This is a genomic window from Actinotalea sp. JY-7876 (genome assembly GCF_014042015.1).
In the GTDB taxonomy this organism is placed as follows: Bacteria; Actinomycetota; Actinomycetes; order Actinomycetales; family Cellulomonadaceae; genus Actinotalea.
Genome location: NZ_CP059493.1, coordinates 2,708,528 through 2,732,363 on the forward strand (window position 1 = coordinate 2,708,528; position 23,836 = coordinate 2,732,363).

Here is a 23,836-nt window from a genome sequence, read left to right on the forward strand (position 1 = left end):
TGGTGCGCGGGTCCCCGGACGGCCGCGAGGCCGCACGCCCGGTACGCCGCGCGTCGCGGCGGCGGGGCAGCAAAGGGATGACCCGTATCCGCATCGGAGTCTACGCCCGGGTCCGACGTCGGCGAGCGGTGGCCCCGCTCACCGGGACGCCTCGTCGTCCGGGACCGCGAGGTCGACGTTGTCCCGGAAGACGTTCGTGGGGTCGTACCGCCGCTTGAGCTCGCGCAGGCGATCGAGGGTGGGCCCGGGGTAGGCGTCGAGGAGCCGCTCGGGACGGCGGTCGGTGTCGAAGCTCACGTACGCCCCCGTGACGTGCCGGCTCAGCGGCTCCCACGCCGCGTCGAGGCGCGTCTGGCTGCCGCCCATCGCGGAGACGACGAAGTTGGCCGACCGGTGGGCGTAGGCGGTCGCCGCCGGGTGCACGTCGCCCGCGGCGCCCCCGGTCGCGCGGATCTGGAAGAACGGGGTCGCGCCGCTCGCGAGCAGCCGCGCGGCGTCCGCCGCGAAGGCCGGCGTCACGTGCTCGAGCGTCCCGTTGCGGCTCACCGGTTCGCCCTGCGCCGCGTGCGACGCCGCCGGCGCCGCGACGACCCCCGAGTACGGCGTCAGCACCACCTGCTGCCCGAGCAGGGGTGCGATCTCGGCGAGCGGCTGCAGCCGGGCGACGATCGTGTCGACGTCGTCCGACGCGACGACGGTCATCGTCTGCGCGACGACCTGCCCGCCGCCCGAGCCGCCCATGATCAGGAAGCTCGTGAGGTCCCGCGGGGACGCCTCGACCGCGGCGCCCCACGCCTGGAGGAAGCGCGCGGTGTCGGTCGCGTCGTGCGCGAGCTGCGCGTAGCCGACGTCGCCCACCTCGCCGGCCTCGAGCTCGAAGGCCACCACGACGCCGAGCGCGAAGCCCGCCCCGCGCAGGCCCCAGAAGAGGTCCGGGTGCTCCGTCGCGCTCGCGCGCACCAGGCTCCCGTCGGCGAGCACGACGTCGGCGGCGCGCACGCGGTCGATCGTCAGCCCCTGGAGCCGGCCGAGCAGGCCGACGCCGCCCGCGGTCGCGAGCCCGCCGACGCCGACGCCGCCGTAGTCGCCCGAGGTGATCGCCCAGCCGTGCGGCGCGAGCGCGGCCGCGACGTCGCCCCAGCGCGCGCCGGCCTCGACGCGCACGAGGCGGGCTGCGCGGTCGAGCACCTGGATCCGGTTCATCCGGGACAGGTCGACGACGATGCCGCCGTCGTTCGTCGACCGTCCCGAGATGCCGTGGCCGCCGCTGCGGATCCCGAGCGGGACGGCCTGGGAGCGGGCGAAGGCGAGCGCCTGCCCGACCTGCGCCGCGTCGCCGGGCCGCAGCACGAGGCCGGGCGAGCCGCCGCGCATGTAGCCGGAGCGCACCGCACCGTAGGCCGGGTCGCCCGGCTCGACCGCGGTGCCGCGCAGGGCCGCGGGCACGGCCGCGTAGTCGATGCCGTCCCGCCGCCGGGCGCGCACCTCGAGCCGCCGTACGACGCCGACCGCGGTCCCCCGCGCGGACCGCTCGGCCGCCACGGCCTCGCGCAGCGCCGGCGCGACCTCGGCCGCGAAGCGGGCCATGTCGTCCGCGTCGTCCGTCGCGAGCACGATCGTGCCGGCGCCGTGCTCCAGCACGACCGGGAGCAGCTGGTCGACCCACTGCGCGGGCGGGCCCTGCAGGAGCCCGCCGTCGCGCTCGGCGAAGCGACCCGAGACGTTGACGACCCGGACGATCTCGCGCGGGTCGCGGCCCGCCGCGAGCGCGGCCTCGTCGATCGCGCGGTTCCCGGCGGGCAGGGCGACGAGCCCGTCGGTGCCGCCGGGGACCACCCAGCCGTCGGCCGTCGTCCCGACGAGCCGGAGCATGCGCGGCCGGCCACCGCCGACCCAGATGCCGATGTCATGGGCGGGCGCGGGGCCGCGCTGGACGCCCGCGACGCGGTGGTGCTCCCCCGGCACGGCGAGCGGTCGCCGCTCGGACGCCGCCCAGATCCCGCGCAGGACGTCCACGGCCTCGCCGAGCGCGTCGACCGAGGCGCCCGGGGTGAGGCGCTCGGCGCCCATCGACGCCATCGCGTCCCAGAAGTGGCCTGCCCCGAGCCCGAGGTCCAGCCGCCCGCCGCTGAGCAGGTCGAGGCTCGCCGCGGCGCGCGCGAGGACCGCGGCGGGCCGCATCGGCAGGTCGATCACGCTCGGTGCGAGCCGGATGCGGTCGGTGCGCGCGGCGACCCAGCTCAGCAGCGTCCACGTGTCGTGGAACCGCGGCTGGTACGGGTGGTCCTGGAACGTGACGAGGTCGAGGCCGACCTCCTCCGCGTGCACGGCGAGCTCGACGGGCCGCAGCGGCGCGTCGTTGGACGGCGTGACGAAGACGCCGAGGGTCAGCGGGTGCCCGTAGTCCACGGCCGTCCCCCTCAGCGCGCGCGCTCGGCGGCGACGAGCTCGCGCAGCGCGGGCCCGATCTCGCGGCCGAAGACGGTCAGCAGCGCCGGGTCGTCCCCGCCCAGGACGTAGCCGCTGAAGCCCTGCTCCAGGGTGAGGGCCGCGAGCTGGTCGACCCACTGCTCGGGCGGCCCCACCAGGAACCGGTCGCTCGCCTGCGCCGTGACGCGGCCGCCGATGTTCAGCAGGCGCCGGACGTCGCCCGGGCGCCGCCCGGCGGCCTCCGCGGCCTCGTCGACGATCGCGTTCGCGGCCGCGAGGTCACCCAGGCCCTCGACGTAGGCGAGCGACGGCAGCCAGCCGTCGGCCTTCGCACCCGTCAGGCGCAGCATGCGGGGCTTGTACGCGCCGAGCCAGATCCCGATGTCGTGCGCGGGCGCCGGCCCGCGCTTGGCGCCGTCGAGGTGGTGGTGGGCGCCGTCGACCACGAGGCGGGACCGGTCCTGCGCGGCCCAGATGCCGCGCACGACGTCGATCGCCTCGCTCAGGGCGTCGACGCTCTGGCCGGGCGTCAGGCGCCGTCCGCCCATCGCGACGATCGGGTCCCAGAACGCCCCGGCACCCAGGCCGAGCTCGACGCGTCCGCCGCTGAGCAGGTCGAGGCTCGCGGCGGCGCGCGCGAGCACGGCGGGCGGACGCAGTGGCAGGTTGAGCACGTTCCCGGCCACGTGGATGCGCTCGGTCACGGCCGCGACCCAGCTCATGAGCGTCCAGGTGTCGAGGAACCCGCCCTGGTACGGGTGGTCCTGGAAGGTCGCCAGGTCCAGCCCGACGTCCTCGCTGAGGCGGGCGAGGTCGACGACCCGCTCGGGCGCCTGGGCCGTCGGCGTCAGGAACGAGCCGAGCAGGAGGTCGTGCCCGTAGTCCGTCATCGCGTCGCGCTCCCTCGTCGTGCCTGCGTCGCCGGTCCTCCGGCGCCGTGCTCTGCGGCAACACCGTGATCGCCCCGGCGCTTCCCGCGGGCCCGCCGGCGACGAACGACGCCGTCCGGCACGCCCGGCTTGGGCGTCGGCCCGCCAGAGGCGCATGATGAGGGGCAGAGCCACGGGACGGGCCCGTGGACGAGGGACGGGGTCGCGATGCGACGCAGGGACGGAGCGGCCGACCAGGCCTGCTCGGGCGGGGCCTCGACGGCCGCCCTCGACGCCTGACGCCTCACGGCGCCCCTGCCCCGACCCCGGTCGGGGTTCTCCGGCCTCTCGGCGGTCGTCCCCGACCACCCTTCCTCCGCCCCGTCCTGGCGGCCGCCCTCGGCGACGCCCGCGCGGGCCCTCGAGAGACCCGAGAGCCATGAACCCCCTGACCGAGAAGCAGATCCGCTCGTCCTTCGTGAACTGCTCGCGCCGCGAGGCCGCGCAGCTCGCGCTCCCGCTCGACCTGGCGCAGACCCGCTGGGACCGCCTGGACCTCCTGGGCTGGATCGACCGCAAGGCGCCGCTGCGCGCGTACGTCGTCGTCCCGGTCGACGACGCGCCCGTGGGCGTGGCGCTGCGCGCGCCCGAGCCGGGCGGGCGGCGTCGTCGTGCCGTGTGCGCCTGGTGCGAGGACGTCTACGCCACCAACGACGTCGCCCTGTACGTCGCGGCGCGCGCGGGCGCCGCCGGGCGCAAGGGCGACACCGTCGGCACCCTGGTGTGCACGACCTTCGAGTGCTCGCGCAACGTGCGGCGCCTGCCGAAGATCGTCGAGCTGGGCACCGACCCGGCCGACGTCGTCGTCGAGCGCCGCGTCGCCGGGCTGCGCGCACGGTCCGAGCGCTTCGTGCGCGAGGTGCTCAGCGAGGCCTGAGCGCGGTACCGGGCGACCCGCGTCCTCAGTTGAGGCGCGGGTCGTCCGGGAACGTCGAGATGATCGCCATCGAGCCGCCCTGGCGGCGCATGACGGCACGCCAGAGGCGCTCCGGGTCGGACGTGATCGCGTCGGACGGCAGAGCGGGGAACACGAACCAGTCCCCCGCGGCGACCTCGTCCTCGAGCTGGGCACCGCCCCAGCCGGCGTGACCGGCGAAGACCCGCATCCCCAGGACGCCGCGCGCCTCGTCGGGATCGCCGTCGAGGTCGACCAGGCCGAACGACGTCGTCACCGGGGACACGGACGCCGGCGGCTCCACGCCCACGCGCAGCACGGCCAGCCCGAGCGCGCCGTCCAGCCCCACCGGGCCGCCCTGGAAGAGGGTCGCCGGTTCGCTCACCGCGTCATGCCACGCGGGCAGCACCGAGCCGACCGGCACCGCGATCGGCCGGTTGAGGACGACGCCGAGCGCGCCCTCGTGGTCGTGGTGGAGCAGGAGGACGACGGCGCGCCGGAAGTTCGGGTCGGCGAGGTGCGGCACCGCGACGAGGAGGTCCCCGGGTACGAGCGACGTCCTGGCCATCCCCCCATCCTGCCTGCCCCGTCCAGCATGCCCCCGTCATCGAGCTCACCGACGGCACCCGAGGCCTCGAGGTGCCGTTCCGCGCGAGAGGAGCGACGGTGGGGGTACCGCACGTCCCAACGGAGGAGGCGACATGTACCTGCATGTTCAGCGACTGATCAACGAGATCGTCCCCGACGAGCCGGACCCGGCAGCCGCGAACGCCCTCCAGGAGGGGCTCGGCGGCCAGTTCGGCGAGATGCGCACGATGATGCAGTACCTGTTCCAGAGCATCAACTTCCGGGGCCCGGACGCCAAGCCGTACAAGGACCTGATCCAGGGCGTCGGCACCGAGGAGATCAGCCACGTCGAGCTCATCGGGACGACGATCTCCCGGTTGCTCGACGGGTCACCGCGCTACCAGGGGAAGAAGACGGACCCGCTCGACGAGCCGGGAGCCGGCGGCGCGACGCCCCTCGACATCGCGCTCGACACCAGCAACATCCACCACTACCTGGTGGCGGCCCAGGGCGCGCGGCCGGTCGACGCGGCGGGCAACCCGTGGAGCGGCACGTACGTCTACAACTCGGGCAACCTCGTGCTCGACCTCCTGTACAACCTCATGCTCGAGGCGACCGGTCGACTCCAGAAGTGCCGGATCTACGAGATGACGGACAACAAGACGGCACGATCGACGATCGCGTACCTCATCGTCCGTGACCAGGCGCACGAGAACGCCTATGCGCGCGCACTGGAGACGCTCGGGGTGGACTGGGGCAAGGTGCTGCCGATCCCGAAGACGTCCGCGGAGAAGTTCCCGGAGGTCAAGAAGCTCGTCGAGCTCGGGCTGCAGAGCAAGCAGTACAGCTTCGACCTCACGGCCCAGTCCGAGGCCGGGAAGATCTTCCAGGGCATGTCCCCGTCCAAGGACGGCACCCAGCTCGACGCGAGCGAGCAGGCGCCGGCCGGGGTGCCGATGACGATCGCGGAGGAGCGCTTCGAGGAGTTCTCCCCCGGCCTGGACCCCGAGCTGCTCGCGCTCATCCAGCGCACGGCCGAGCTCGAGATGGACGAGGTCCAGCCGCTCTACGGCCCGGTGCCGCCGGCGACGGCGTAGCCCGGGCCGCACGGCCACCGACCCGGGCCCCGGCGCAGACCACGTCTGCGGCGGGGCCCGGTACGTTCTCCCGAGGCATGCACACCCGGCGCGCTCGTGGAGGACTGCTCATGACCCGTTCCGGCACCGGTGTCGGCGTCGCGGATCCGGCGGTCCGCGACCGCGCCGCGGGCGTGCTGGCCGGCATGGCCTGCGGCGACGCCCTGGGGGCACCGTACGAGTTCGGGCCGCCGCTGCCCGACGACGTCGAGGTCGCCATGATCGGGGGCGGCGACCTGGGCTGGGCCCCGGGCGAGTGGACCGACGACACCCAGATGGCCGTCGTGATCCTGCAGGCGGCCGAGGAGGCGCGGCGCCGCGGCGCCGCGCTGACGGACCTGCTCGACGACGTCGCCGCCGGCTGGGCGCAGTGGGCCGGGACCGCGACCGACGTCGGCATCCAGACGAGCCGCGTGATCGACGCGGCGTCGGACGCCGGGCAGGTCACCGCCGCCGCGATGCGGGCCGCCGCACGCGAGCTGCACGAGCTCACGGGCCGCACCGGGGGCAACGGCTCGCTCATGCGGACCGCGCCGGTCGCGCTCGCCTACCTCGACGACGAGGCCGGCATGGTGGCGGCCGCCCGGGCCGTCAGCGAGCTGACGCACCGCGACCCCGACGCCGGTGACGCGTGCGTGCTCTGGTGCGCCGCGATCCGGCTCGCGGTGCTCGACGGCGTGGTGGACGTGCGTGACGGCCTGCGGCTGCTCGACGCCGACCGCCGGGACCTCTGGGAGGCGCGCCTGGCCGACGCGGAGGGGCGGCGGCCGGCCGACTTCACGAAGAACGGCTGGGTGGTCGAGGCCCTCCAGGCGGCGTGGTCCGCGGTCGTCGGCACGCCCGTCCCGGACGCCGACCCCGCGGACCACCTGCGGCTGGCCCTCGAGGCGGCGGTGCGCGGGGGCCGCGACGCCGACACCGTCGCGGCCATCGCCGGCGCCCTGCTCGGCGCCCGCTGGGGCGCCTCGGCGGTGCCGGGGCCGTGGCGCGACGTCGTGCACGGCTGGCCCGGGCTGCGGCTGACGGAGCTGGCGGAGCGCGGCCTGGCGCTCACCGGTCTGCCGTCGTAGGTCCCCGCGCGCAGCGGAAGGGCCGCCCCGCACGAGCGGGGCGGCCCTTCTGCCTGCTCAGGCGACGACGGTTGTCGCCACCTGCGTGGTGCGCCGCGCCGCGAGCGCCGTCGCGACCAGCGCGAACACCACCACGGCAGCGCTGACGACGCCGTACGCCGGCAGGTCGACCACCGGCGGGCCGTCGAGGACCCCGGCGCTGACGCCGATGATCGCGGGGACCACCGCGACGGTGCCGAGCACCCACGCCGTCACGCCCGTGATCGTCGCCTCGACGGTCGTCATCGCCATGAGCTGGCGCCGGGTGCTGCCGGTGCGGTGCAGCAGCGCGAGCTCCTCCCGCCGGGCGACAGTGGTCATCGCCAGCGTGCTCGCCGCACCCACCGCGACGACGCCCAGGAGCAGCATGAGCAGCACGACGCCGATCTCGTTGTCGCCGCCCGCCTGCATCGCGGTGCCGACGTACGCCTCGACGCCGGTCGCCGTCGCGCCCAGCGCCGCGATCGCCGCCACGACGTCCGAGCGCTCGGCGCCCGGTCCGAGGTCGACGAGCACGGTGTCGGCGACCACGGGAAGCCCGTGCGCCTGCGCCGTGGCGGGACCGGTGAGGAGTCCTCCGACGCCCAGGCCGCGGGAGTACACCGCGACGACCCTCGCCTCCACGACCTCCTCCCCGAACCGCACGGCCAGGGTCTCCCCGAGCCCGGTGCCGGCCGTGAAGGCCGTGTCGGTGCTGATAGCCACCGTGTCCGGGGCGTCGAGGTCGGCCAGCGTGCCCTTGACGACGTCGGGGTCGAGGATCCCGGTGTCGCCCGGGACGACCCGCAGGGCCGCGGCCTCCCAGGTCATGGGACCGCCCTCCTCGCCGTCGGTGCCCACCTCGGCGGGGACCTGAGCCAGCGGGACGGCGGTGGCCACCCCGGGCACGTCGGCCACCTGTGCGGGCAGGTCCGGCGACGGGTCGCCGGCCGGCGTGACGACGAGGTCCGAGGTGATCGCGGCGGTCATCTCCTGCCGCATGCCGGTCTCGATCGCCCGGTTGACGCTGGTCTGGATCGTCGCGGCCGAGACGACCAGCGCGAGGGGCACGACGACGGTCGTCAGCCGCCGCGAGAACCCGCGGACGTTCCGGACGGCGAGCATCGTCGCCGGGCGGCCGCTGGCCGGACCCATCCGCGCCAGGCGGTCGAAGACCCAGCCGACGAGGACCGGCCCCGCGAGGGCCGCGGCACCGACCAGCATGAAGGCGGACAGCGACGCCATGGCGCCGCCGGTCGTCCCGGGCAGCCACAGCCCGGCGAACGCCATGGCCAGGCCGCCGAGGGTCAGCAGCAGGGCGATGACGCGCCGGACGGCGCCGACCTGGCGGTCCTCGACCGCGCTCTGCTGGATCGCCGCGGTGGGTGCGGTGCGCGCCGCCTCCCGCGCTCCGAGCCGGCCCACGGGCACCGCGGTGACCATGATCAGCAGCACGGCGATGAGGACGGGCAGCGGCGAGAGCGCCGAGGTGAAGTCCGGCGCGACCATCCCGCTGCGGACCAGCACGGGGTCGAGCAGCCGGGCGCCGAACAGCCCGGCCACCGCGCCGACGGGGGCGGCGACGAGCGAGACCACCGCCACCTCCAGGGTGACCGCCCGCCGGACCTGCGCCGGCGTGGCGCCGACCGCGCGGAGCAGCGCGAACTCGCGCCGCCGACTGCGCAGCGCGAGGCTCACGGTCGCCGCGACGACCATGACCACGACGACGAGCAGCGTCCCGGAGTAGGACGAGGCGAGGGCGACGAGGGTCCCTCCGGAGGCCGTGGCCCCGGCGGCCTGCGTGCGCAGGCCGGACTCGAAGATGACACCCGTGACGGCCAGCACGGCCGCCGCGACGGCGAGGACGACGGCGGTGCCGGCGAAGGCACCGCGGTGGGCGCGGACGCCCGAGGACGCGAGCTGCCACATGGTGCTCACCGACCCTTCGTGAGGAGGCGAGCGGTGACCTGCTCGGCGGTGGGGCGCTCGAGCTGGTCGACGACCAGCCCGTCCGCGAGGACGACGACGCGCTCGGCGGCGGCCGCGACCACCGCGTCGTGCGTCACGATGACCACCGTCTGGCCGAGCTCGCCGGCCGTGTCGCGCAGCACCTCGAGCACGGCGGCCCCCGTGCGGGAGTCCAGCGCGCCCGTCGGCTCGTCGGCGAAGACGACCGCGGGCCGCGTGATGAGCGCGCGGGCGATCGCCACGCGCTGGGCCTGCCCCCCGGACAGCTCGCCCGGCAGGCGGTCCATGAGCGGGGAGACTCCGAGGAACTCCAGCAGGGACGCCTCCCACGCGAGATCGACCTGGCGGCCGGAGAGCGCCAGCGGCAGCCGGACGTTCTCGCGCGCCGTCAGGTGCCCGATGAGGTTGTAGGCCTGGAAGACGAAGCCGACGTGCTGGCGGCGGAACCGGGTCAGGTCGTCGGGCCGCAGCACCGTGAGGTCGTGGCCGCCGACGACGACGGCGCCGCGGGTGGGCGTGTCGAGCCCCGCCGCGCAGTTGAGCAGCGTGGACTTACCCGAGCCGGACTGGCCGACGACGGCGGTCACCGAGCCGGCGAGCAGCTCGAGGGAGACCCCGCGCAGGGCGTGGACGGGCTCCCGGCCCGGGTAGGTCTTGTGGATGTCGACGAGGCGGACGGCGGTCGCCGTCGCCTCTGCCGTGATCGGCGTCGTCATGATCTGCTCCCGTGGGTTCGAGGTCGTTGATGTCGATCTCGAACCTAGGAAGCGGCGGGGGTGCCCATCGAGCCTCTGAAGGAGGGCCCGGCACAGTTCCATCCTTCGATGGAGGCCCTCAGACGCCGACGTCGACCACGCGGTTCTGGTAGGCCCACACGACGGCCTGGAGCCGCGAGCGCACGCCCAGCTTGGGCATCATCCGCGCCAGGTGGGACTTCACCGTGGACACCTCCAGGTACAGCGCCTGGGCGATCTCCTCGTTGGACATGCCCTGCGCGAGGTGCAGGAGGATCTCGAGCTCGCGCGCCGTCAGCAGCTCGCTCGCGCGCGCGGCCGTCACCGGCTGGGTGCGCCGGCGGGTCAACAGCTCCTCGACCACGCGCTTGGTCAGCGTGTCCGCCAGGGTGCCGTTGCCGGCCGCCACGGACCGCACGGCCTCGACCACCGTCGCGGGCTCCGCGTCCTTGAGCAGGAAGCCCGAGGCGCCGGCCTCCAGCGCCCCGAACAGGTACTCGTCGACGTCGAAGGTCGTCAGGATGAGCACGGGGATCGGCTCCGCGGTGCCGGGTCCGGACAGCTCCCGCGTCGCGGTGATGCCGTCGGTGCCCGGCATGCGCACGTCCATGCAGACGACGTCGGCGCGCAGCCGGCGCGCGGCCTCGACGGCCTGGGCGCCGTCGGAGACCTCCGCGACGACCTCGAGGTCCGGCTCCACGCCGAGCATGGCGCCGAGGCCGGCGCGCACGAGCGGCTGGTCGTCGGCGATCACCACACGGATCATCGGGTCGCTCCGTCCTGCGGTCCGGCGAGCGAGGCGTCGCTGCCGAGGGGGTCGGTCTCGAGGGGGTCGGTGTCGCGCGGGACCAGGTCCTGGTGCGTCGGCACGGCGAGCTCCACCCGCCAGCCGCCGTCGGGCCGAGGCCCGTACGTCAGCCTCGCGTCGGTCAGGTCCGCGCGCTCCTGCATGCCCACCAGCCCGAGCCCACCCCCGGGGCGGGCGTCGGCGCCGACGTCGAGCGGCACCGCTCCCCCGGCCGCCGGGCCGTTCGTGACGCTGACGACCAGGGCCGCGTGGTCACGGGCGTCGAGGAGCACCTCGCACCGCGCACCCGGCGCGTGGCGGACGACGTTGGCGAGGCACTCCTGCACGGTGCGGAACGCGGCGAGCTGGGCGAGCGGCCCGACGGCGTCCCACCGGTCGGCCGGGCTGCCGAGCGTGGTGAGGGTGGCGTCCACGCCCGAGGCTCGCGCCCGCTCCACGAGCGCCGGGACCGCCGCGAGCGTCTCGACCGGGTGGTCGGCCTCGTCGGGCGTGTCCCGCAGCAGACGCACGAGGCTGCGCAGCTCGTCGAGCATCGCCGACGTCTCCGCGCGGACGCGCTCCACGCCCGTCTTGGCGGCCTCCGGGTCGACGTCGATCTGGCGGCCGATCGCCCCGGTCATCACGGCGATGCCCGACAGGTGGTGCGCTGCGATGTCGTGGAGCTCGCGCGCCATCGCAGCGCGCTCGCGCGCGACGGCGGTCTCCACGCGTGCGCCGTGCTCGCGGCTCAGCGCCTCGGCCTGGCGGGCCCGCGCCTCGGCCGTCTCGCTCCGCGCGCCGACGACGACGCCGGCCAGCATCGGGAGGCCGACGATCGCCGCCGCCTGCGCGAGGGCCGCGCCGACCGTCACCAGCGGCGCGCCGGGAACGGGCTGGGCCACCATCGTCCCGACCGCGACGAGCGCCGCGCCCGCGCCGAGCGCCGGGGCCGCGGAGCGCATCGGCCCGGCGACCGTCGCGCCGTACGCGACCACCAGCACGGGGATCGCCGTCGTCCCGATGGCCTCGCCGAGCCCGAGCACGGCAGCGAGCGGCACCCCGGCGGCCACCAGCAGCAGGACTGCCCGCGGGTGCACGCGGCGCCACAGGAGGACGACCGCCTGCGCGACCAGCACCGCGACACCGGCCCACCACGACGCGCTCGTCGGCGCGGGCAGGTCCGCCGCGGGGGCCGCATCGACCCCGCTCGCCGCGGCGACCGACAGCAGGGCGGTCAGCGCGACCAGGAACGTCCCGACCGCGACGGCGACGTCGGACCGGCCGGGCGTCCGGGCAGAAGAGGGCATACCGCCATCCTGGCAGTGCAGCTCCGTGGGTCACGAGCCCCGTCCGGCCGGCGGACCCGCCGCCGCCATCGCCATCGCTGCCGTCGCCGTCGAGCGCGGTGCCGTCCCGGCGGCCCCGCGCTCGACGAGAACTACGGCCCCGCGGCGGACACCGTCTCCTCCCTGGATCCGGACCCCGAGGTGCGCGCGCTCGCCACCCGGGCGCTCCTGCGCGTCCTGGGCAACGACTCGGAGTGGCGTAGCTCTGGGAGGAGGCCGACCAGCTCGAGGAGGCCCGCGGTTGCCCTCGCCCCGATCCTGGAGTCGCTGACCGCGCGCTGACACCGCAGGTGCCCCAGTAGCACCGGAGGCCGTGGTGGCGGACCTTCGGCCCGCGCGGACCGCCGTCGCGGGTGGCTAGCGTGTCTCGCATCGACGCGGACGGGGAGCGCGATGGCCGTGGTGGCACCGACGAGCACGGACGGGCCGACGGCGGCCCGCACCTCCCCCGTGCGCCTGCGCGTCGGCACCCTGACGGCCATGCTCAACGCCGAGCTCGCGGACCACCCGGTCTACGAGGCGTTCGAGCTGCAGTGGTTCGACGACGAGGCGCACGGCACGGGGATGCTGGCCTTCCTGTCCCGCCGGGAGGGCCGGACGGTCGACTACTACGCGCAGCCCGGCCTGCGGCTCGACCCGCGCGCATATTCGCTCGGGGGTGGCACACGGTCGTGGTCGACGACCCACTTCGACGTCGCGAGCCTGACGGTGGGCCAGGACGGCGTGTCGGCGCACGTGCGCTTCACGGACGTCGACGGGCGCGTCGTGGAGGTCGATGTCGACGACCGTGACGGCCGCGCGCGCCGGCGCGGCGGGCTCCTGGCACCCGTCGGCGCCGCGATCACCGAGCCCACGTCGCTGCTCCTGGTGTGGATGCCGGCCTTCGACCTGGTGCGACGGGTGCCGGGCCGTCCGCCGCTCGTCCGCATCGACGGCGAGGCCGCCGCCGTCGGCACGCTGCCGGGTGCGCGCCTGCACCGGCGCCACCTGATCAAGTACGCGGCGCCGCTCGTCACGGTGGAGGTCAACCGCGACGACGACGTCCGCTCCGGGCCGCCTGGCGACGAGGCCACGGAGGTCGCGCCCGACGGCGGCACCCACGCCGTGACCGCCGTCGGGCACGGGCCCGACGGCGACCACAGCGCCACCGTGCGCTTCGCTCCCCCGTTCCCGGCGCCGGGTGGGACGTCGGCGGGCACGTGGATGGCCGACGTCGACGGCACCCGCCTCACCGGCGGCACCTGGTCGGTGCGTGCGGACGGCGACGCGCGCGTGGTGACGCTCCGGGTGACGCAGCGCTGGCGCCCGCGGCGGCTGCCGCTCCTCATGCGCGTGGTCACGACCGTCGTCCCCGTGTTCCGGCGGTGGCCCACGACCTACGCGTGGCGCGGCACCCTCGCGCCGGACGGGTCCGTGACGGCCGGGGGCTGGTCCCGGACCGGCCGCGAGGACGGCACGGGCTACCGGCGAGTCACGGGCTCCTGACGTCCGCCGCAGGAGCACCGCTGGGCCTGTCCGCTGCCGGGTGACTCGCCTGTCACGGCGAGAGCTCTACGCCGTGCTCTCGCAGGACCCTGATCGCGCGCGGCCCCACCCCGTGCAGAGCGAGCAGATCCCGCTCGCCGACGTCGTGGAGGTCGCGGACGCTGCGGTACCCGGCGGCCTCGAGGGCCCGGAGGGCTGGACGACCGACCGCGTCCGGCAGCGGACCATCGTCGACGTCGGGCATCCCCTCAGCATGCCGATCCGATCGATCGCACAGCAAGAGCCGCGAGGAAGGCGCCTGCGCTCGCCTCACCGATGGCGACCCGAGCCGCGTCGACCCCGAAGCGGGCCGGGGACCACCTTGTCGGCCACGGTCAGGTCCACCAGTCGCCTGGTCATGGCCTCGCCCCTTCGATGTCGTCGCCGACACGGAACCAGTCGACATCCACATGGCCGCCGGTCTCGGCCGTGGCGTAGCAGAAGATCGCGAACCGGTACCCGGTGAAGTGGTCGAGGCTGTACTCCATCGCCAGGTCGTCGCCGATCGGCGTCCAGGCGGCACCGTCGAGCGAGTACGCGAACGAGGCGCGGTCGGCGGCATCCCGGAAGTCCACGTCCACGCGGAGCAGGACCGTCTCGGCCGTCAACGGCACATGAGCGCTGGTGAAGGCGGTGCTCCCGTGCCGGTCGGCACGGCGCATCACGAGCCGACGGGCGCCGTCGGCCATCTCGACCCCCACGTACCCGTACTTCAGCTGGTACGCGGACAAGCCGGCGACGTCGCCGTCCTTCATCCCGGAGACGTCCAGCGAGATCGCCGCGGCGCTCGCGGGCCCCCACGTGCGCTGGGTGAGCGTGTTGCGGGCGTCGAGGATGCCCGACGCGATGCTGCCCGTGGTCAGCCGCAGGTGGCCAGGCCGGTCGGTGAGCGACCAGAACCGGTTGTCGGGGTTGTGGTTCCACTGCCACGCCAGCCCGAGGCTCGACCCGTTCCAGCGGTTCTCGGCCGACGTCGTCAGTGCACCGGCGTCGGCCGTGTTCCAGTAGCCGGCCGGCCCGGGCTGGTTGTCGAAGTCGTCCGAGACGAGGAGGTCCGTCGCTCCCGCCGACGGCGCCCCTGCGGGGACCGCCATCGTGGCGTCGAGCGTGTAGGCCGGCCACCCGTCCTCGTCCCAGGTCACGCGCGCGAGCTGCGGTGAGCGCCCGAGCGGGCCCTCGTCCTGGAAGAGCATGGCGTACCACTGCCCGTCAGCCGCCTGGACGACGCCGCCCTGAGCGGCGCCGTCGCCCTGGCGCCCCTCGACCCGCACCGCCTGGCTGAGCACGACCCTGCCCTCCCAGGTTCCGCCCTGGGACTGCGGCGTCAGCGACGTCGAACGCCACACGACCTCCTGGCGGATCCCGCCCGTCGGCCACTCGATCATGAAGACGTAGTAGTGGTCGCCGATCTTGTAGGCGTGCGCACCCTCTGCGTCCAGCCCGGTGGCCTGGTCGACGTTGGCGTCCTCGACGAGCCGCGTCGCCGGGCCGTCCCAGACGAAGGTCCCTTCGCCGTCCCGGCCGAGCCGGCGCAGGTCGATCACTCCGCCGCCGAAGACGAGGTAGGCATGCTCGTCGACGAACAGGAGCGACGGGTCGTGGGCGTAGCCGTCGAGGACCGACCTCGTCCACGGCCCGTGCTCGATGCTGGGCGTCGCGTAGATATACGTCTTCCTGGTGGTCAGGCTGGCGACCGCGACGTAGAACGTGCCCTCGTGGTACCTGATGCTCGCGGCCCAGCTGCCCTGTCCGTAGGCGTTCTGCCCGTTGCGCAGGGCGAGCGCGTCCGTGTCGTCGAGGATCGGGCCGGTGTAGCCGGCGATCGACCAGTGCACCAGGTCGCTCGATCGCATGATCGGCACGCTCGGAGCGAAGTACATGGTCGTGCTGACCATGTAGTAGTGCCGACCGTCGTCGGCGACGTCCGGGTCGGGAACGTCCGCGAAGATGACGGGATTGGTGAAGGTGAGCGACGCGCGGACTGTCGTGCGGACGGGCGGAGGCACAGGGGTGCTCACGGGGTTGGTCTCCTCTGACCGGGTGCGAGTGGGTGAGGCGGAGAGCCGCTCGCTCGCGTGCGGCTAGGCGCCGCCCCGGGTGGAACCACGCACCACGAGGCGGACGGGTGCGACGACGTGCTCGGCAGGACCGGTCCAGCCCGACATCTGGCGGTGCAAGAGTCTGACCGCCGCCTCGGCCACGCCCTCGCGGTCGACGTCGACCGACGTGATGCCCGGAGGGATGAAGCGTGACATGTCGAGGTTGTCGAACCCGACGAGCTGGACGTCGACGGGGACGCGCAGCCCACTCTCTGCCAGGGCGGACAGCGCCCCGAGGGCGACCATGTCGGTGACGGCGAAGACCCCGTCGAAGGGCAGCCCCGAGGCGATGACCTCGAGCATCGCCTCGCGACCACCGAGAGACGTGTAGTCGCTGACGGGCACGACGTAGGCCGGGTCGGCCGCGAGGCCGGCCTCGCGGCACGCGTTCTCCCACCCGACGCGGCGGTCCGTGGTCATCATGTGTGCGGCGTCGAGAGAGCATCCGAGCGCGAGGATGCGGCGCGATCCGCGCTCGATCATGTGTGCCGTGGCGAGGCGGGCACCTGACTCGTTCGCCAGGCGCACGTGGTTGAAGCGGTCGGGAACGTCGCGCTCGCCCAGCAGCACGATCGGCGTGGAGGTGCGGACCCGTTCCAGCGGCTCCAGGTCGAGCCCGGCGATGGAGAGCAGGACGCCGTCGTACATCTGGAGCCGCGCGACGCTCAGCGCCTCCATCTCCTGTTCCGCGTTGGCGCTCGTCCGTTCGAGGACGAGGTGACGGCCCTCCGCCTCGATCAGGGGGGCAACCTGGTCGGCGAGCTCGCTGAAGTAGTCGTGGAAGCTCGGAACGACGAAGGCGACGGTGTCGGTCCGTCCGGCCCGCAGGTGCCGCGCAGTCAGGTTGACCTCGTACCCGAGGGCTTCGACGGCGGCCATGACGCGGGAGCGCGTCGCCTCGCCGACCGGAAGCCGCTCACTGAGGACGTTCGACACGGTCATCACCGAGACGCCGGCTTCGCGCGCCACGTCCGCCATCCTCACCATGCGCGTCCTTCTTCCCGCGTCATCCTGCCGGTCCAGCATGCGCTCACCGACCCGGAGGGGCCCGGCCACGCCGCCGTGGCGCGCTCAATATATCGATAAAACGAACCGTGGCAAGGCCCTTGATCACGAGACTTTGCGTGAGCTCCCGGCGTTCCACCCGGCTCTGAGGGGCGAACTCGAGGCCTCAGCGCCCGGGCCGCAGGAACGCCGTCCTCCACGAGGTGGCCTGCCGTTCCCACCTCCGGATGCGGCCGTGACCATCTTGAGACGTGGAGGGACTTGACGGCTTCTGACGGCGTCTCTACTTTAACGCTAAAATCCCACCCGGGATGAGGACGCCGACGTGCGTCCGACGTGCACTGGTTCCGCTCGAGGACGACGGAACCGTTCTCAAGGGAGAGACCCCGGTGCGTACCGCAAGAACGAAGCTTTCAGCCCTTGTCCTGACTGTGGCCGTGTCCGCAGGGCTTGTCGGATGTTCCGCTGACGACGCCCCCGACGAGCCGCAGGACGTCGTCATCCCCGAGGGTGATCTCGCGGACCAGTCGGGCACGCTGACCCCCAGCAACCCGACGACGATCACGACCTGGATCACGTCGGCCAGCCAGGTCCCTGCGAACGACAACAAGATCACCGCGCTGCTCGAGGAACAGCTCGGTGTCACCCTGAAGTACGAGATCGTCACTCCGGACAACGTGGACCAGAAGATCGGCGTCATGCTCGCGGGCGGCGAGTTCCCCGACCTCGTGGGCACCACCGACCTGAAGATGCGTCTCCTGGAGGGCGGCGCCCTGCTGCCCCTGGACGACATGCTGGAGACCGGGGACTACCCCAACCTCGCCACGCACGTCGAGGACGACATCAACAAGATGAGCTACTCGGGCACCGAGGTGGACCCGGGTCTGTACATCATCCCGAACTACAACCGCTTCTACGGCGAGATCACGGGCGGCACGTACTACGGGCCCGCGTTCTGGATCCAGAAGCGTGTGCTGGAGGACGCCGGCTACCCGGACCTCGAGAACATGACGCTCGAGCGGTACTTCGAGCTCATCGAGAACTTCAAGGCGGAGAACCCCGAGACGGAGGGCATCCCGACCGTCGGTTTCGAGCTGCTGGCGTCGACGGGCCGTGAGTGGGGCATGACCAACCCGCCGGCGCTGCTGTCGGGCTCGCCGAACAACGGTGGCGTGATCGTCGACGAGGACGGCAACGCGGAGATCTACGCCGACAAGGACATCGCGAGGGACTTCTACGAGGTCCTCAACGAGCAGTACGACGCGGGTCTCGTCGACCCCGAGTCCTTCACCCTGACGTTCGACCAGTACACCGCGAAGCTGGCCGCCGGCAACGTGCTCGGCATGCACGACCAGGGCTGGAACTTCCAGACCGCCAGCGACTCGCTCCGCAGCGCCGGCAAGGACGAGTACACCTACGTGCCCCTCATGCCCGTCTACGACGGTGTGGAGCCCTGGTACGCCGACCGCGACGTCATGAACACCAACCAGGGCTTCGGTGTGTCCGCCTCCAGCGAGCAGCCGGAGAAGGCACTGAAGTTCCTCGACATCATGCTCAGCGAGCCCTGGCAGAAGGTGCTCTCCTGGGGCATCGAGGGCGAGGACTACGAGGTCGGCGACGACGGCATGTTCGTCCGCACCGAGGAGCAGCGCGCCAACGCCCGCGACCTCACGTGGCGTGCCTCCAACCGTCTCGAGGCGCTGCTCGACATGCTGCCCAAGCACCAGGGCCAGTTCTCCGACGGCAACGCCTTCAGCCCGGACGACCAGCCCACCGAGTTCTTCGAGACGCTGACCGACTACGACCGCGGCTTCATGGAGCAGTACGACAAGAAGACCTGGCGCGAGTTCGTGAACGCGCCGCCGGAGAACCCCAAGTACTACCCGGCGTGGAACATCGCGCTCTCCGACGACGCCAACCAGGTCAACCAGCAGCTGACCGACGCCAACGTGCAGCACCTGCCGAAGATCATCGCCGGTGACCCTGCCGAGTTCGATGCGAACTGGGAGGCCTACGTCGGCGCCATCGGCAACATCGACGTCCAGGTGTACGAGGACGCCATCAACGCCGGCATCCAGGAACGACTGTCCAACTGGTAACAGTCCGCGAGCACTCGTGGTGGGGGGCGCACGCCGCCCCCCACCACGAGGCGTTCTCGAGGACCATCGACTGCTCCTGACGGCGAGGTTGGACAGATGACGCAAGCCCCGGTCAGCAACGTGGTGACCGCCGCCGGGCTCGAACCGGCCCTGGAACCCGTGAGCTCGGGTGCAAGCCGCAAGGCCCGGAAGAAGGGCCTGAAGGACCCCAAGCGGAAGATCACCTGGGACAGGGTCCGGGCGCAGCGAGCCCTGCTCGCGATGGCCGTCCCGCTGCTGCTGTACCAGATCCTGTTCAAGTACGTCCCGGTCTACGGCTGGGCGATCGCCTTCCAGGACTACAAGCCGGGTCGCGGCAACATCCTGAACCAGGAGTGGGTCGGCTTCGAGAACTTCGTCGACCTGTTCACCGGTGTCAACGGTGAACGGTTCCGCCGGGTCGTGGTCAACACGCTGGGACAGTCCGTCCTGACCCTGGTCGTCGGGACGGTCGGGGCCATCGTCCTCGCGCTGCTGCTGAACGAGGTCAAGAACCTGCCCTTCAAGCGGGTCCTGCAGAACATCACGTACATGCCCCACTTCCTCAGCTGGGTCATCGTGGCGAGCCTGGCATCGGTGGCGCTCTCGCTGCCCTCGTCCGGCGGGTTCATCAACCAGGCCCTCATGAGCCTGAACATCGTCCAGGACCCGGTCCTGTTCCTGACGGAGCCGAACTACTTCTGGGGGATCGTCGCCGGGACGAACCTGTGGAAGGAGCTGGGCTGGAACACGATCCTCTACCTGGCCGCGATCACCGCGATCGACCCGACCCAGTACGAGGCCGCCGAGGTCGACGGCGCGGGCCGCTACCGCAAGATGTTCAGCATCACGCTCCCGGGGATCATGCCCACGATCGTCGTGCTGCTCATCATCAACAGCGGCTGGATCCTGTCCACGAACTTCGAGCTGCCGTACTTCCTCGGCAACGGCCTGATCTCCGAGAGGGCCGAGACCATCGACGTCTTCGTGCTCCGCTACGGCTACGAGCTGGGCAACTACAGCCTCGCCGTCGTCGCGGGCATCTTCAAGACCGTCGTCGCCATCATCCTCGTGGGCTCGGCGAACCAAGCGGCCAAGCGGCTCAACCAAGAGACGCTGGTCTAGGAGGCTGTCATGTCGAGTATCTCCGTCACGAAGCCGCGCGTCCGGCGCGCGTCACGAGGAGGGTCACCGCGTCGCGCGTGGACCACCGAGCGCGTCATCTTCACGACGCTCAACACGACCTTCCTGGTGCTCCTCGCGGTGCTCATGGTCTACCCGCTGCTGAACACGCTTGCCATCTCCCTGAACGACGGCATGGACGCTGTCCGTGGCGGGATCGGCATCTGGCCCCGGGTCTTCTCGCTGAAGAACTACGAGGTCGTGCTCAACATGGACACGATCTACCAGGCGTTCTTCATGAGCGTCATGAAGACCGTCGTCGTGGTGGCGACGAACCTGTTCTTCACCTCGATGCTCGCCTACGCGCTCAGCCGCAACGAGTTCATCTTCCGCCGCCCGATCACCCTGATCTTCGTGCTGACGATGTACTTCGACGCCGGGCTGATCCCGAACTACCTGCTCATCAAGGACCTGGGCATGCTGAACAGCTTCCATGCCTACTGGGTGCCGACCATCATCAGCGCGTTCAACCTGATCATCCTGCGCACGTACATGAAGTCGATCCCCGACGAGGTCACCGAGTCGGCACGGATCGACGGCGCCGGCGAGTTCCGCACGTGGTGGCAGATCGTGATGCCGCTGTGCAAGCCCACGCTGGCCGTGGTGGGGCTGTTCGTGGCCGTCGGCAGCTGGAACGCCTGGCTGGACACGCTGCTGTACAACTCGGGCGAGCAGTGGTTGTCCACGCTGCAGTACGAGCTGCAGAAGCTGCTGTCGAGCTCGATGAACGCCGGCGCGAACACCGCGGGCAACGCGGCAGCCGTGGGAGCGGGCGGGCAGCTCACCACACCGATCGCGCTGCGGTCCGCGATCACCATGGTGGCGGCCGTCCCGATCCTGCTCGTCTACCCGTTCCTGCAGAAGCACTTCGTGTCCGGTCTCATGATCGGCTCCGTGAAGGGCTGACGACGTCGGCCTCCCGCGCACCGCGGGAGGCCGGCCCCGTCCTCGGGACCCGCACTCCGCACTGAGAGGGCTCAACCATCTTCCGGTACAACCCCGGATCGCGACTGTGGCGCATCCTGGACTCGCTCGGCTCCGTCATCGTGATCAGCCTGGTCTGGCTCCTGAGTCTCGGCCTCGTCGTCACGGCGGGAGCAGGAACGGTGGTCGCCTACGAGCTCTGCCGCCGGTACGTGCTGGGCAAGGACGCAGGTCTCTGGGCGGTCGCCACGAAGGCCGCGCGCCAGAGCTGGAGGCAGGCGACCCTCATCGGCCTGCTGGCCGTCCCGGTCGCGGCCCTCGGCATCCTCACGGTCTCCTACCTGCCCACTCTCGGGCTGGCCGAGGTCCTGGTGCCGCTCCTCGTCATCGGGCTCTTCCTCCTGCTCCTGGTCTTCTGGTGCCTCCCCCTCGCAGCCCGCTTCACGAACCCCACGTGGCGCCAGGTGCGCAACGGCTTCACCTTGGGCCTGACGACGCCCAGCCTGACGTTCCTGCTCGGGATCGCCGTGCTCCTCGCGGGCTTCGCCGTCTGGAACTTCATGCCCGCGGTGTTCGTGGCACCCGGCCTCATCCTCCTGTGGTGGTGCTCCCTGCTCGAGCGGTTCTTCGTCGACCGGGGGTACGTGACATCGCAGCCGGAGGAGGCGGAGGTCTGACGCGCTTCCGCCGTGCTGCTCCTCCCCGCCCACGACCGAGTGAACGACGAAAGGCGCTGTCGTGACCATCCTGCACGTCACCACCACCGGCTCCGACCGTGCTGACGGGTCGGCCGACGACCCGTTCCGGACCATCAACCGGGCCGCTCAGGCTGCCATGCCGGGCGACACCGTCGCCGTGCACGAAGGTGTGTACCGAGAGTGGGTGAACCCGCCGCGCGGCGGCACGGTCGACGCGCCGATCACCTACCAGGCCGCGGTGGGCCCGGACGGGCGCTTCGAGCCCGTCACGATCTCCGGTGCCGAGGTGATCACCGACTGGCGCCCCCACCCCGGCGCCGAGGGCCGCGTCTGGTTCACGGAGGTGCCGAACGCCCTGTTCGGGGAGCGCAACCCGTACGCGGAGCGCATCGGCGGGGACTGGTTCTTCGACCAGGTCAACACCTGGCACACGGGCGAGGTGTATCTCGACGGAAAGTCGATGTACGAGTCCCTGACGCTCGGCGGCGTCGAGCACCCCGAGGTCACCCCGGACTCGTTCGACCCGGAGGGCTCGCTGCTGACCTGGTACTGCGAGGTGGGCGACGACGTCACGACGATCTGGGCGAACTTCGGGGGCGCAGACCCGGCCGCGCATGAGATCGAGATCAACGCGCGCACCTTCGTCCTCTGGCCGACGGCGACGGGCATCGACTACGTCACGGTGCGCGGGTTCACCCTGACGAAGGCCGCCACGCAGTGGGCACCGCCCACCGCGCTGCAGGAAGGTCTGATCGGCCCGCACTGGTCGAAGGGCTGGGTGATCGAGGACAACACGATCACCGACTCGAAGAACGTCGGCGTCTCGCTCGGCAAGGAGGCCAGCACCGGGCAGAACGAGGCGGCCGCGGGGCCGGAGGGCGCCAAGGGCGGCACGCAGCGCGAGCGCGAGGTGATCCAGCGGGCACTCGTCCTGGGCGGGCCCGACGCAGGCGAGCCGCACCCGTGGCACCGGGACCACGTCGGCTCCCACACCGTGCGCCGCAACACGATCCGGGACTGCGAGCAGGCCGGCGTCGTCGGGCACCTGGGGGCGGCGTTCTCGACCGTCGCCGACAACCACATCTCGCGCATCCACGTGAAGCGACAGTGGCACGGCGCCGAGGTGGCGGGGATCAAACTGCACGCCGCCATCGACACCGTGATCAGCGGAAACACGATCCATCACACCCACCGCGCGCTGTGGCTCGACTGGCAGGCCCAGGGCACCCTGGTGCGGGGCAACGTGTTCTACGCCTCGACCGCCGAGGACTTCATGGTCGAGGTCTGCCACGGCCCGTACCTCGTGGACTCGAACCTCTTCCTGTCGCCGTGGGCGGTCAAGGACATGTCCACCGGTGGCGCCTACGTCCACAACTACATCGCGGGTCGCATCGCGAACTGCACAGAGCACCAGCGGTACACCCCGTACCACGTCCCGCACTCGACGGCCGTCTACGGCGTCTCGAACATCCCCGGCGGCGACAACCGGTTCTACAACAACCTCTTCGTCGGTGACCGCGCGACCGGCGAACCGACCGGAGCGGACGCGCAGGCGGAACCGGCGCTCGCCAGCTTCTGGTCCGGCGCGATCGACATGGACGGCGTGCCCGGCCAGGCGACCTTCGTCCCGACCCCCGTCGGCACGTCGCAGTACGACGCCTACCCGACGGCGCAGGAGTACCCCAACGAGCGCGGCAGCGACCTGGCCGGGCCACGGCTCCCGGTCTGGATCGAGGGCAACCTCTACGCAGAGGGTGCCGAGCCGTTCCGCGCGGAGCCCACGGCCGTCGTGACCGGTACGTCACCGGTGCGCGTCGAGGTGGTCGACGCCGACGCCGGAACCGTCCGCGTGGACGTGAGCGACGCGGGCGGGATCGACGTCGTCGCTCCGGTGACGACCGCGCGCCTCGGGACGAGCTACCAGGCCGAGATGCCGTACACCAATCCCGACGGGTCCGATCTGGACCTGAGCGCCGACGTCTTCGGGGTTCCACGGGACCCGGTCGTGCCCGGGCCGTTCGCCGCATCGGCACCCGCGACTCGGATCGTTGCGGCACCCGCACCCGCACCCGGACCGGCTGGTCGGCCGTAGACGGTGCGGCGTGACCGCTCGTCGTCGAGGCGGCCGCGCGAAGAACACCATCCCGTACGAGTCCGGACACCCCCGTGCGGGGGTGTCCGGACTCGCCTGTGGCGTACGTTCCGCGTCCGCCAACGCCAGAGGCCCTCTCGATCCGAAGATCGAAAGGGCCTCTGAACTGCTACTTCACAAGTAGCGGGGGCAGGATTTGAACCTGCGACCTCTGGGTTATGAGCCCAGCGAGCTACCGAGCTGCTCCACCCCGCGTCGGTTCCGTAACCATACGTGCCGCCCGGACCCCGGGGCAAATCGCGCCTCCTCCCTCAC

19 protein-coding genes and 1 tRNA gene are annotated in these 23,836 nt (G+C 72.5%); 9 read left to right on the top strand and 11 right to left on the bottom strand.

Features of this window, described 5'->3' with window-relative positions:
• Positions 1-138 precede the first annotated feature (138 nt).
• Both H2O74_RS12480 and H2O74_RS12485 read right to left on the bottom strand, forming a co-directional pair.
• On the bottom strand, positions 139-2,409 hold the full coding sequence (locus H2O74_RS12480) for an LLM class flavin-dependent oxidoreductase (protein WP_182111876.1): 2,271 nt from the start codon (positions 2,407-2,409) through the stop codon (positions 139-141).
• An 11-nt stretch (positions 2,410-2,420) separates the two neighbouring features.
• Positions 2,421-3,320 (bottom strand): LLM class flavin-dependent oxidoreductase, encoded by a 900-nt coding sequence (locus tag H2O74_RS12485; RefSeq protein ID WP_182111877.1) that lies wholly within the window; start codon positions 3,318-3,320, stop codon positions 2,421-2,423.
• A gap of 418 nt (positions 3,321-3,738) precedes the next feature.
• Between H2O74_RS12485 and H2O74_RS12490 the strand changes: the two genes are divergently transcribed.
• Positions 3,739-4,236, top strand: coding sequence for an FBP domain-containing protein (locus tag H2O74_RS12490; RefSeq protein WP_182111878.1), 498 nt, complete (start codon positions 3,739-3,741; stop codon positions 4,234-4,236).
• 25 nt (positions 4,237-4,261) lie between these two features.
• Here H2O74_RS12490 and H2O74_RS12495 read toward each other — a convergent pair whose 3' ends face one another.
• Positions 4,262-4,822, bottom strand: coding sequence for a YqgE/AlgH family protein (locus tag H2O74_RS12495; RefSeq protein WP_182111879.1), 561 nt, complete (start codon positions 4,820-4,822; stop codon positions 4,262-4,264).
• Positions 4,823-4,955: 133 nt separating this feature from the next.
• Here H2O74_RS12495 and H2O74_RS12500 point away from each other — a divergent pair, with 133 nt between their 5' ends.
• Both H2O74_RS12500 and H2O74_RS12505 read left to right on the top strand, forming a co-directional pair.
• Complete coding sequence (locus H2O74_RS12500; protein WP_182111880.1) at positions 4,956-5,918, top strand: manganese catalase family protein; 963 nt, start codon at positions 4,956-4,958, stop codon at positions 5,916-5,918.
• Positions 5,919-6,028: 110 nt separating this feature from the next.
• Positions 6,029-7,027, top strand: a complete 999-nt coding sequence (locus H2O74_RS12505; RefSeq protein WP_182111881.1) for an ADP-ribosylglycohydrolase family protein — start codon at positions 6,029-6,031, stop codon at positions 7,025-7,027.
• 57 nt (positions 7,028-7,084) lie between these two features.
• Here the strand turns inward: H2O74_RS12505 and H2O74_RS12510 are convergent, their stop codons facing one another.
• The 4 genes from H2O74_RS12510 to H2O74_RS12525 form a co-directional block, all read right to left on the bottom strand.
• Positions 7,085-8,974, bottom strand: coding sequence for an ABC transporter permease (locus H2O74_RS12510; protein ID WP_255491904.1), 1,890 nt, complete (start codon positions 8,972-8,974; stop codon positions 7,085-7,087).
• A gap of 5 nt (positions 8,975-8,979) precedes the next feature.
• On the bottom strand, positions 8,980-9,729 hold the full coding sequence (locus H2O74_RS12515; RefSeq protein WP_182111883.1) for an ABC transporter ATP-binding protein: 750 nt from the start codon (positions 9,727-9,729) through the stop codon (positions 8,980-8,982).
• Between the two features lie 118 nt (positions 9,730-9,847).
• Positions 9,848-10,513, bottom strand: coding sequence for a response regulator transcription factor (locus H2O74_RS12520; RefSeq protein WP_182111884.1), 666 nt, complete (start codon positions 10,511-10,513; stop codon positions 9,848-9,850).
• Positions 10,510-11,841 carry a sensor histidine kinase gene (locus tag H2O74_RS12525; RefSeq protein WP_182111885.1) on the bottom strand — a complete coding sequence of 444 codons (1,332 nt, stop codon included), beginning with the start codon at positions 11,839-11,841 and terminating at the stop codon, positions 10,510-10,512. Before H2O74_RS12525 ends, H2O74_RS12520 begins: the two co-directional genes overlap by 4 nt.
• Positions 11,842-12,273: 432 nt before the next feature.
• Here H2O74_RS12525 and H2O74_RS12530 point away from each other — a divergent pair, with 432 nt between their 5' ends.
• On the top strand, positions 12,274-13,365 hold the full coding sequence (locus H2O74_RS12530) for a hypothetical protein (protein ID WP_182111886.1): 1,092 nt from the start codon (positions 12,274-12,276) through the stop codon (positions 13,363-13,365).
• A gap of 52 nt (positions 13,366-13,417) precedes the next feature.
• Here the strand turns inward: H2O74_RS12530 and H2O74_RS12535 are convergent, their stop codons facing one another.
• The 3 genes from H2O74_RS12535 to H2O74_RS12545 form a co-directional block, all read right to left on the bottom strand.
• A complete protein-coding gene (locus tag H2O74_RS12535) occupies positions 13,418-13,609 on the bottom strand; it encodes a helix-hairpin-helix domain-containing protein (protein WP_182111887.1) in 192 nt (63 codons plus the stop codon).
• Positions 13,610-13,760: 151 nt separating this feature from the next.
• Positions 13,761-15,422: a glycoside hydrolase 43 family protein gene (locus H2O74_RS12540; RefSeq protein WP_182111888.1), complete on the bottom strand. Its 1,662-nt coding sequence runs from the start codon at positions 15,420-15,422 to the stop codon at positions 13,761-13,763.
• A 63-nt stretch (positions 15,423-15,485) separates the two neighbouring features.
• Positions 15,486-16,529: a LacI family DNA-binding transcriptional regulator gene (locus tag H2O74_RS12545; RefSeq protein WP_255491614.1), complete on the bottom strand. Its 1,044-nt coding sequence runs from the start codon at positions 16,527-16,529 to the stop codon at positions 15,486-15,488.
• Positions 16,530-16,945: 416 nt separating this feature from the next.
• Here H2O74_RS12545 and H2O74_RS12550 point away from each other — a divergent pair, with 416 nt between their 5' ends.
• The 5 genes from H2O74_RS12550 (at position 16,946) to H2O74_RS12570 (ending at position 23,521) form a co-directional block, all read left to right on the top strand.
• Positions 16,946-18,607: an extracellular solute-binding protein gene (locus tag H2O74_RS12550; protein ID WP_255491615.1), complete on the top strand. Its 1,662-nt coding sequence runs from the start codon at positions 16,946-16,948 to the stop codon at positions 18,605-18,607.
• Positions 18,608-18,703: 96 nt separating this feature from the next.
• On the top strand, positions 18,704-19,750 hold the full coding sequence (locus H2O74_RS12555; RefSeq protein WP_182111890.1) for a sugar ABC transporter permease: 1,047 nt from the start codon (positions 18,704-18,706) through the stop codon (positions 19,748-19,750).
• Between the two features lie 9 nt (positions 19,751-19,759).
• Positions 19,760-20,713 carry a carbohydrate ABC transporter permease gene (locus tag H2O74_RS12560; protein ID WP_182111891.1) on the top strand — a complete coding sequence of 318 codons (954 nt, stop codon included), beginning with the start codon at positions 19,760-19,762 and terminating at the stop codon, positions 20,711-20,713.
• Positions 20,714-20,853: 140 nt separating this feature from the next.
• The gene (locus H2O74_RS12565; protein ID WP_182111892.1) at positions 20,854-21,408 is read left to right on the top strand and encodes a hypothetical protein; all 555 of its coding nucleotides are present in this window, start codon (positions 20,854-20,856) and stop codon (positions 21,406-21,408) included.
• Between the two features lie 61 nt (positions 21,409-21,469).
• Positions 21,470-23,521 carry a right-handed parallel beta-helix repeat-containing protein gene (locus H2O74_RS12570; RefSeq protein WP_182111893.1) on the top strand — a complete coding sequence of 684 codons (2,052 nt, stop codon included), beginning with the start codon at positions 21,470-21,472 and terminating at the stop codon, positions 23,519-23,521.
• Positions 23,522-23,702: 181 nt separating this feature from the next.
• On the opposite strand, the gene H2O74_RS12575 is transcribed toward H2O74_RS12570, so the two are convergent.
• Positions 23,703-23,776, bottom strand: a tRNA-Met gene (locus tag H2O74_RS12575).
• Positions 23,777-23,836: the final 60 nt, after the last annotated feature.